6 protein-coding genes are annotated in these 7,236 nt (G+C 32.6%); 4 read left to right on the forward strand and 2 right to left on the reverse strand.

Features of this window, described 5'->3' with window-relative positions:
- Positions 1-624 precede the first annotated feature (624 nt).
- From DW269_RS11795 to DW269_RS11805, 3 genes are all read left to right on the forward strand, one after another.
- Positions 625-1,728: a 5-methyltetrahydropteroyltriglutamate--homocysteine S-methyltransferase gene (locus tag DW269_RS11795; protein ID WP_117460137.1), complete on the forward strand. Its 1,104-nt coding sequence runs from the start codon at positions 625-627 to the stop codon at positions 1,726-1,728.
- 92 nt (positions 1,729-1,820) lie between these two features.
- On the forward strand, positions 1,821-2,357 hold the full coding sequence (locus DW269_RS11800; RefSeq protein ID WP_117460139.1) for a hypothetical protein: 537 nt from the start codon (positions 1,821-1,823) through the stop codon (positions 2,355-2,357).
- Positions 2,358-2,433: 76 nt separating this feature from the next.
- The gene (locus DW269_RS11805) at positions 2,434-2,688 is read left to right on the forward strand and encodes a DUF4177 domain-containing protein (protein ID WP_006504615.1); all 255 of its coding nucleotides are present in this window, start codon (positions 2,434-2,436) and stop codon (positions 2,686-2,688) included.
- 36 nt (positions 2,689-2,724) lie between these two features.
- Here the strand turns inward: DW269_RS11805 and DW269_RS11810 are convergent, their stop codons facing one another.
- Both DW269_RS11810 and DW269_RS11815 read right to left on the reverse strand, forming a co-directional pair.
- Complete coding sequence (locus DW269_RS11810; RefSeq protein WP_117460141.1) at positions 2,725-4,137, reverse strand: DUF1593 domain-containing protein; 1,413 nt, start codon at positions 4,135-4,137, stop codon at positions 2,725-2,727.
- A 2-nt stretch (positions 4,138-4,139) separates the two neighbouring features.
- The gene (locus DW269_RS11815; protein ID WP_117460143.1) at positions 4,140-5,993 is read right to left on the reverse strand and encodes a beta-glucoside-specific PTS transporter subunit IIABC; all 1,854 of its coding nucleotides are present in this window, start codon (positions 5,991-5,993) and stop codon (positions 4,140-4,142) included.
- Between the two features lie 138 nt (positions 5,994-6,131).
- Here DW269_RS11815 and DW269_RS11820 point away from each other — a divergent pair, with 138 nt between their 5' ends.
- Entirely contained in the window at positions 6,132-7,181 is a 1,050-nt protein-coding gene (locus DW269_RS11820; protein ID WP_158546370.1) for a helix-turn-helix domain-containing protein, read from the forward strand.
- Positions 7,182-7,236 lie beyond the last annotated feature (55 nt).

Raw genomic sequence — 7,236 nt, forward strand, 5'->3', positions numbered from 1 at the left:
ACTTGAACCGATGGTCGAAGAGTTGCAGTCTTCTGCCTTACCAACTTGGCTATGGAACCATTGCTTCATGGCGCTCGTATAATATACTATGGATTTTAGATAATTGCAAGGGTTTTTAAGAAAAAAGTTTAAAAAAGTGTATAAAAAATAATTCATTTTCTATATGAGAAAACCTGATAATCGGTTTTGTGATGGAATAATCAATATAATTTACATTTCTATTATAAATCACATAATTCTCTTAAAATTAGTAGTCATAATAGAAAACAGGGAGTGATTATCATGTATAAAGAAATAATTTTATCTGTTATTAAAACTTCATTACCAATAATGATTGTTTTGATTATATTACAGTATATATTTAGAAAACAATCTACATGCATATTAATAGAATTCAATGTCGCTTATTCAATTGTTCGTATGATGCCTTTAGTGAATTCTATGCATACTCTAGGTATAAAAGGGATTATAACACTTATAATATGTTTTCTATTTTTGAATACGAGTACATTGCTGATGTATCGTATCCATAGCCTCAATCTATAACAAACACTCAATTATACGTATTTCTACTTGCAGAATATCTCTGATACAATGAACTCACGCAAAAAGGAGACAATTAAGATGAATAGATATGATTATGTAGGTAGTTTTTTAAGACCTGAGAGACTTAAGAAGGCGAGAAGAGATTTTGAAAATAATACAATTAATGCAGAAAAATTAAAAAAGGTAGAAGATGAGTGTATTACAGAACTTATTACTAAGATTAAAGAATTAGGTTATCATACAATCACCGATGGAGAATTTAGACGTTCTACATGGCATTTAGATTTTATGTGGGGACTTAATGGCGTCGAACATAAAAAGACAATAGAAGGTAATACAACATTTGATGGTGAAGCAGCAATGATTGATGATACTTATGTCACAGGAAAGATCAGCTGTGATCATCATCCTTTTGTAGATCATTTCAAATTTGTAAAACAGTTTGAGGATGAAAATACATTAGCCAAACAGACTATTCCTTCACCAGGGCAGTTTTATGCTTACTTTACGGGAACACAGTTACTTAGAAATACATTAAGTATTTATGAAAGTGAAGAGGCTTTTGCTTCTGATGTAGTCAAGGCTTATATTGAGTTTGTTCATGAAATTTATGATGCAGGATGTCGTGTATTGCAGTTTGATGATTGTGTATGGGGCGGTATGGTCAATCCACAGCTTGCATGTGGCCTTACAGGACGTAAAGGTACCGCATTAGAAGAGTATAAAAAGAGATTATTAGAACTTAATAATGAAGTAGTCGCACAAAGTCCAAAGGACTTAGAAATCAATACACATGTATGTCGTGGTAATTATCATTCTACATTCTTTAGTTCAGGTGCTTATGATGGTGTGGCTGATCTTTTATTTGGTGAAGAGAATGTGAATGCATACTACTTAGAATATGATGATGAAAGATCAGGAGGGTTCAAGCCTCTTGCAAAAGTATCTGGTGATAAGAAGGTTGTCTTAGGATTAATCACTACTAAACGTCCAGAATTAGAAGATAAAGAAAAAGTAATTCAGAGAATTAAGGAAGCAAGCAAGTATATTCCTCTTGAACGCTTATCTTTGAGCCCACAATGTGGTTTTGCATCATGTGAGATTGGTAATAAACTAACAGAAGAAGAACAATGGGCTAAATTAAAACTTGTAAAAGAAATCGCAGAAGAAGTCTGGGGTTAATAAGTGTCCTCTAGGAGATCCTAGGGGATTCTTTTGTGTCTTGTAGTATATTAATGGATACAATATAATTTATGTATAAGAGGTGAACAGATATGATAGAAACTATAATTAGATATATAGTTATTGCGATTGTGCTAGGTGTTATCGGTGAAGTGATATCTCATTTATCTAGTAAAACAACTAATGAGAACATAAGTACTACATATTATAGAGTTAAAGCACCAGCAGTGTTGAAGTATGCCTGTATGTCACAGTTCGTTCTAGGAATGATTATGTTTCTTGTATTTAGTTATTTCTATCTGAAAGGCAATGAAACAGTAGAGATGGGACATCTGTATGTTTCTTCTATCTTTGGGGGTATTGGTTTATATGGAGTGATCTGGGCATCTATATGGGGTGTAAAAGTTGATGATTCTCAATTAGAGATACATAGAATATTTCATGTTAAGAAGGTATTATGTATCACTGATATTGGACAAGTAATCATTGATAAGAAGGATGCAATGATCTTGTATGATAAGAAAGGAAAGAAATTGATTAAGATAGATGCTTTATCGGATAATTATGATCATTTATTGAATCTATTAAAGTCAAAAAAAATAAAAATATCAAAGAAACACCTTAAATAAGGTGTTGTCAAAGGCTTACTCAACGCATCTAAGAATCATTTCTACTATAATAGAGATATAGAAGGGAGGTATTCTTATGTGGGATGATGTTGCAGGTAAAGCTTCACATGATAATAGAGATAAGTATGTTGTATTGCAGGTGATACTTACTGAAAAGTTTCTAGGTACTGGCTCTGGTACAAAGAGCTTAACGAATCTACAGGCTGAAATCAATAAGCAGGCTGAAAAAGGATATAGGTTACATACTATTTCTACTTCATCTTCTGGATCAAAAGGATTCCTTGGAGGAGATAAGATTCAGGCAACAATGGTATTTGAAAGAATAGACTAAAAAATGAGCTGTAACGCATATGTTACAGCTCATTTTTTAATTGATTTTGATAATAATTTGTGTGAATCGTGAAATCTTGTGCTTATAATCGTTCGTTGCTTCTATAATGATATGAAGGATATCATTTGTTTTTACATCATCAGGAATTTCAATCTTGATAGAATCATCTAAACTAACAGAAACATTTCCTTTATAACTAGAAGCATCTTTATAATACTTTATTTTATAGAGTACATGTTCTTCTTTATTTATATGAAGCTCTACAGTTGTACCTTTATCAGCTTTCATGTCAAGAGATTCCTGGATAGATAGTACAGGCGCTTCTTCTTTATCATCGGTGATACACCAAGAAGCTCTTGCTGCAAGATCTCTTTGAATAGAAGAAACATAATACCACATAGATTCTGTATATTTATCAATATAGAGGTCTTCTACGGGATTCCAATAATTTAAAGTAATTCCCTTAGAATTCTTCTTAGTATCATCTTTTATATATCTTCCAGACAATCCTCCATATGAGAAATCTTCAAGACATCTTAACCCCCATGGCAGTAAACAGAAGAAAGTAGGGGAATCACCTTCAGATAAGAAATCATAAGGAATATGTGTACCCATACCATATTTTTTTCCCCACCAGTCAACAAGAAGACTCTTGTTTGAACCAAATTGTGATCTATTTTCTTCACCTTCATAATACTTATCATCAGCCCAGGTAGCGTAACCACTCATTAAAGCACCTTTATTAAGAATATGTTTTTTCATGAAATCAGCTCTAAGAGTCTCTTTGCTGCTTCCTTCAGGCATATTATTCCAGCCGTATCCATAACTATTCATCATCACACATTTCACAAACTGAATGTTTGGATAAACTTCTGAAATATAGTTCTGATACGTATTATCCTGTTCACCACAGGCAGTTAAAATAACTTTCTTTTCTATTTTTTCTTTGATTGATAACCAGTTTTCATCATCTTTATAATTCTGCTCAATATCATGAAGAGCACGTGCAATTGTATTAGTACCACCCCAAACTTGAATATAAAGTGGTCTAGAATCATCATCTAATATTTTTTCTCTAATTAATTCTGAACCTGGTGTAGAAGCATCCATTTCTCCTGGATATCCAATATTCCCGATTTTAATAAGACTTCTTAAATGATCAGGAGAAGGGTAGTTGGCATCATGAGTCACAAGATGTTTATAGTCTACAGCATAATCATCCATTACGTCCTGCATCCATTTTGTACCAGTCCATCGATAAGGCTGATCATAATCAGCCTTATCACTTGGTCCAGTCTTTCCTGGTTGTCCTTTCCAATGAAAGATGGATGATGTCTGTACGATACCCTGTATTTCTATATCATTGGCATAAAGGAGAATATGTCTTAATGAGTTCTGATCATCTACTTCAGCATCCTGAGTGATGATTGTTCTAATAGGGTTTAACATAATTATTTACCAACTCTTACTTCAATGATTTCTTCTTTTGCAGTCTTAGCACCATAGGATGCAGGAACAATTTCTTTATATTCAGTAGTATTAGTAATAATGACAGGAGTTACATTATCATAACCAGCTTTTTTGATAGCTTTTAAATCAGCTTCAACAAGCAGATCACCAATACTCACTTTCTGTCCTTCTTTTACTAATACATTAAATCCTTCACCGTTCATATTAACAGTATCCATACCAATATGAATAAGTACTTCAGCGCCATTATTAGACTTTAATCCAACTGCATGTCCAGTCTTGGCAGCCATAATGACTTCACCATCAACAGGAGAATAGATATGACCATCGGTTAATTTGAAGGCAACACCTTCACCCATCGCTTTTGAAGAGAAGATAGGATCATTCACATCTTCTAAGGCAATCATCTCACCAGTGGCAGGAGAACTGATTGTTTCATCTTTTAAAGTGTTTTTTTCTTTTATTTCAACTTTATTTTGTGGAAGCATAGAATCATTAAAACCAAATAAATAAGTACAAATAGCTGAACCAAAATAAGCAATCGCACAAGCAATCACAAAACCTACAAAACCAGGACCGATATAGCCTGGAAGACTTAAAATAGAAGTACCAAGTAAAGTAGGGCAGCTAGTACCAGCAGATGCTACAATCATACCTGCAATTCCAGAGAATACAGCACCAATTGCGAATGGTCTCTTATAAGGGAGTGTAACACCATAAATGGCTGGTTCTGTAATACCTGCAAGAACTGCAGAGAATGCCGCAGAACCTGATAATTCTTTTAATTTCTTATCTTTAGTTTTTAAGAATACGCCAAGTGCTGCACCAGCCTGAGCCATGTTGTTAGGCCCAGTAATAACAAATAATGTATCTCTACCGTAAGTTGCGATATTATTCATAACGATAGGTACAAAGCCCCAATGAAGTTCAAAGATAACGGCTGCAGGCCAGATCAAACCGACAAATCCCCCAGCAATAATAGGGTTGAATCCCATAATAGCTGTATAACCTGATGCAAGTAATTTACCAAACTTATCCATGATTGGACCAATGACTAAGAATGTAGCTGGTACCATAATGGAAAGTTCTAATAATGGTGTTAAGAATAACTTACATACTTCTGGAATAATCTTCTTTATTAGTTTTTCTAATTTGCTTTGAACATATACAGAAATAATGATTGGCATGACAGAAGAAGCATAGCTTACAAGAGTCACTGGTATTGTAAGGAATGTCAATTTCGTACCTTCTGAGTATGCGGCAGTCATAGTTGGATAAAGAAGTGACATCGCAATAGACATTGCAATAAATGGATTACATTTAAACTTTTTTGCAGCTGTATAACCTAAGATGATTGGCATAAAATTAAATACACTATCTGCAGCTGCATAAAGGATTTTATATGTTCCCATTTCTGTAGTTAATATATTTAATGTTGTGCATAGAATAAGTAATGCCTTCAACATACCGGCACCACACATAACACCAAGCATTGGTGAGAAGATACCAGAAATTGTCTCTAATAGAGTATTAAGAAGGTTTTTGTTTCCTGTATCTTCCATTTCTTTGCTGTTACCAGCATTAATATTTGTACAGCTAAGTACTGCATCATAGACAGTATCTACCTTATTTCCAATAACAACCTGAACCTGTCCTCCTGCTTTCATTACAGTAATAACACCTTCAGTCTGTTTTAAAACATCCATATTAACTTTGTTTTCATCAATAAGCTTAAATCTTAATCTTGTTGCACAATGTACAAGTGAGATTACATTATTTTCTCCACCGACATTTTCCACAATCTTTTTAGCTAAAGAAGTATAATCCTTTGCCATTTGTATTTTCCTCCAAAATTGATATTTGTTAAGTTAACTTACATGTTTATCATAATGTTTTGTGAAAGCGATTAAAATATCATAAACACACTTGCGGACTGTCAAAAACAGATGTTATAGTTGAAATAGGTGATAATGATGAAAATAGAAGAATTAAGAAGTAGGATTACTCCTCTAACTAAAAAAGAAAAATATTATAAAAGTCACCCGAATCATTCAGGTGACTACATTGAAAAGTATTTTAATGAAGATGATGAAAAACTCATTCAATTCACAATTGATAGAAATAAAAACACAAAAGGCAAACATACTTTGTTTTATGATGGGCAGATAATTACAGATGAAATTCTTTCATTTCCTATTTATTGTTCAAAACAGACAAGATATTCATTTGTGCCATTGCATACAAGAAGCTATGTAGAAATGAAATATGTCTATTCTGGACATTGTTATGCAATTGTTAATGATAAAGAAGTGATACTTCATGCAGGAGATATGATTCTTTTAGATGTTAATTCAAAGCATACAGTCTTAATGCCTGCAGAAAATGATATTATCTTTAATTTTCAAATGGATCGTTCTTATTTTAGTGACTCATTTATTAGCAAATTTTCTTCAGTCAACCCGATTGTGACTTTCCTGACAAATATTATAGATCAAAAAGCACAGCATAATGATTATATTATTTTTAATAATAGAGAAGATGATCATGATTATGTAGTGCACCTTATAGAAATGATTTTATGTGAGTATTTAGATCCTTCTTTGTTTGCAATTTCTATTCTTGATTCTTATTTTTCTCTTCTGTTTATAAAAATGGCTCAAAGATATCAGATGAATATGGAACAACAATTTAAAGAAAATAATAAGAGCTACATGACAGAAATCATTCAATACATAGAACAACATTATCAAGATTGTACTCTTATGGAAACGGCTGAGAAGTACGGCTATAATCCAGATTATCTTTCACGCGCTATTCAAAAAGCAACAGGATATACCTTTAAGAAGTTAGTAAACTATTATCGTATGGAAGCAGTAGGAAAGGAACTTATCAGTACTAATAAACCTATTTATCTTATTGCACAGGAGAATGGTTTTTCTAATTTAAACTACTTCTATAAGAAATTTAATGTTTATTTTGGTGGTTTTCCTGCAGACTATAGAAAACAATTCCAGGCAAAATAAAAATTGGATAATAGAAATCAAGTAAAAATTCAAAAAAATAATCAGTAATTTTTCA

This window comes from Catenibacterium sp. AM22-6LB (assembly GCF_003435615.1).
Lineage (GTDB): Bacteria > Bacillota_I > Bacilli_A > Erysipelotrichales > Coprobacillaceae > Catenibacterium > Catenibacterium mitsuoka_A.

Bases quoted from the DNA above. Each gene is read 5' to 3' on its own strand.
- DW269_RS11795 (WP_117460137.1), top strand. From the start codon at position 625: ATGAATAGATATGATTATGTAGGTAGTTTTTTAAGACCTGAGAGACTT.
- DW269_RS11800 (WP_117460139.1), top strand. From the start codon at position 1,821: ATGATAGAAACTATAATTAGATATATAGTTATTGCGATTGTGCTAGGT.
- DW269_RS11805 (WP_006504615.1), top strand. From the start codon at position 2,434: ATGTGGGATGATGTTGCAGGTAAAGCTTCACATGATAATAGAGATAAG.
- DW269_RS11810 (WP_117460141.1), bottom strand. From the start codon at position 4,137: ATGTTAAACCCTATTAGAACAATCATCACTCAGGATGCTGAAGTAGAT.
- DW269_RS11815 (WP_117460143.1), bottom strand. From the start codon at position 5,993: ATGGCAAAGGATTATACTTCTTTAGCTAAAAAGATTGTGGAAAATGTC.
- DW269_RS11820 (WP_158546370.1), top strand. From the start codon at position 6,132: ATGAAAATAGAAGAATTAAGAAGTAGGATTACTCCTCTAACTAAAAAA.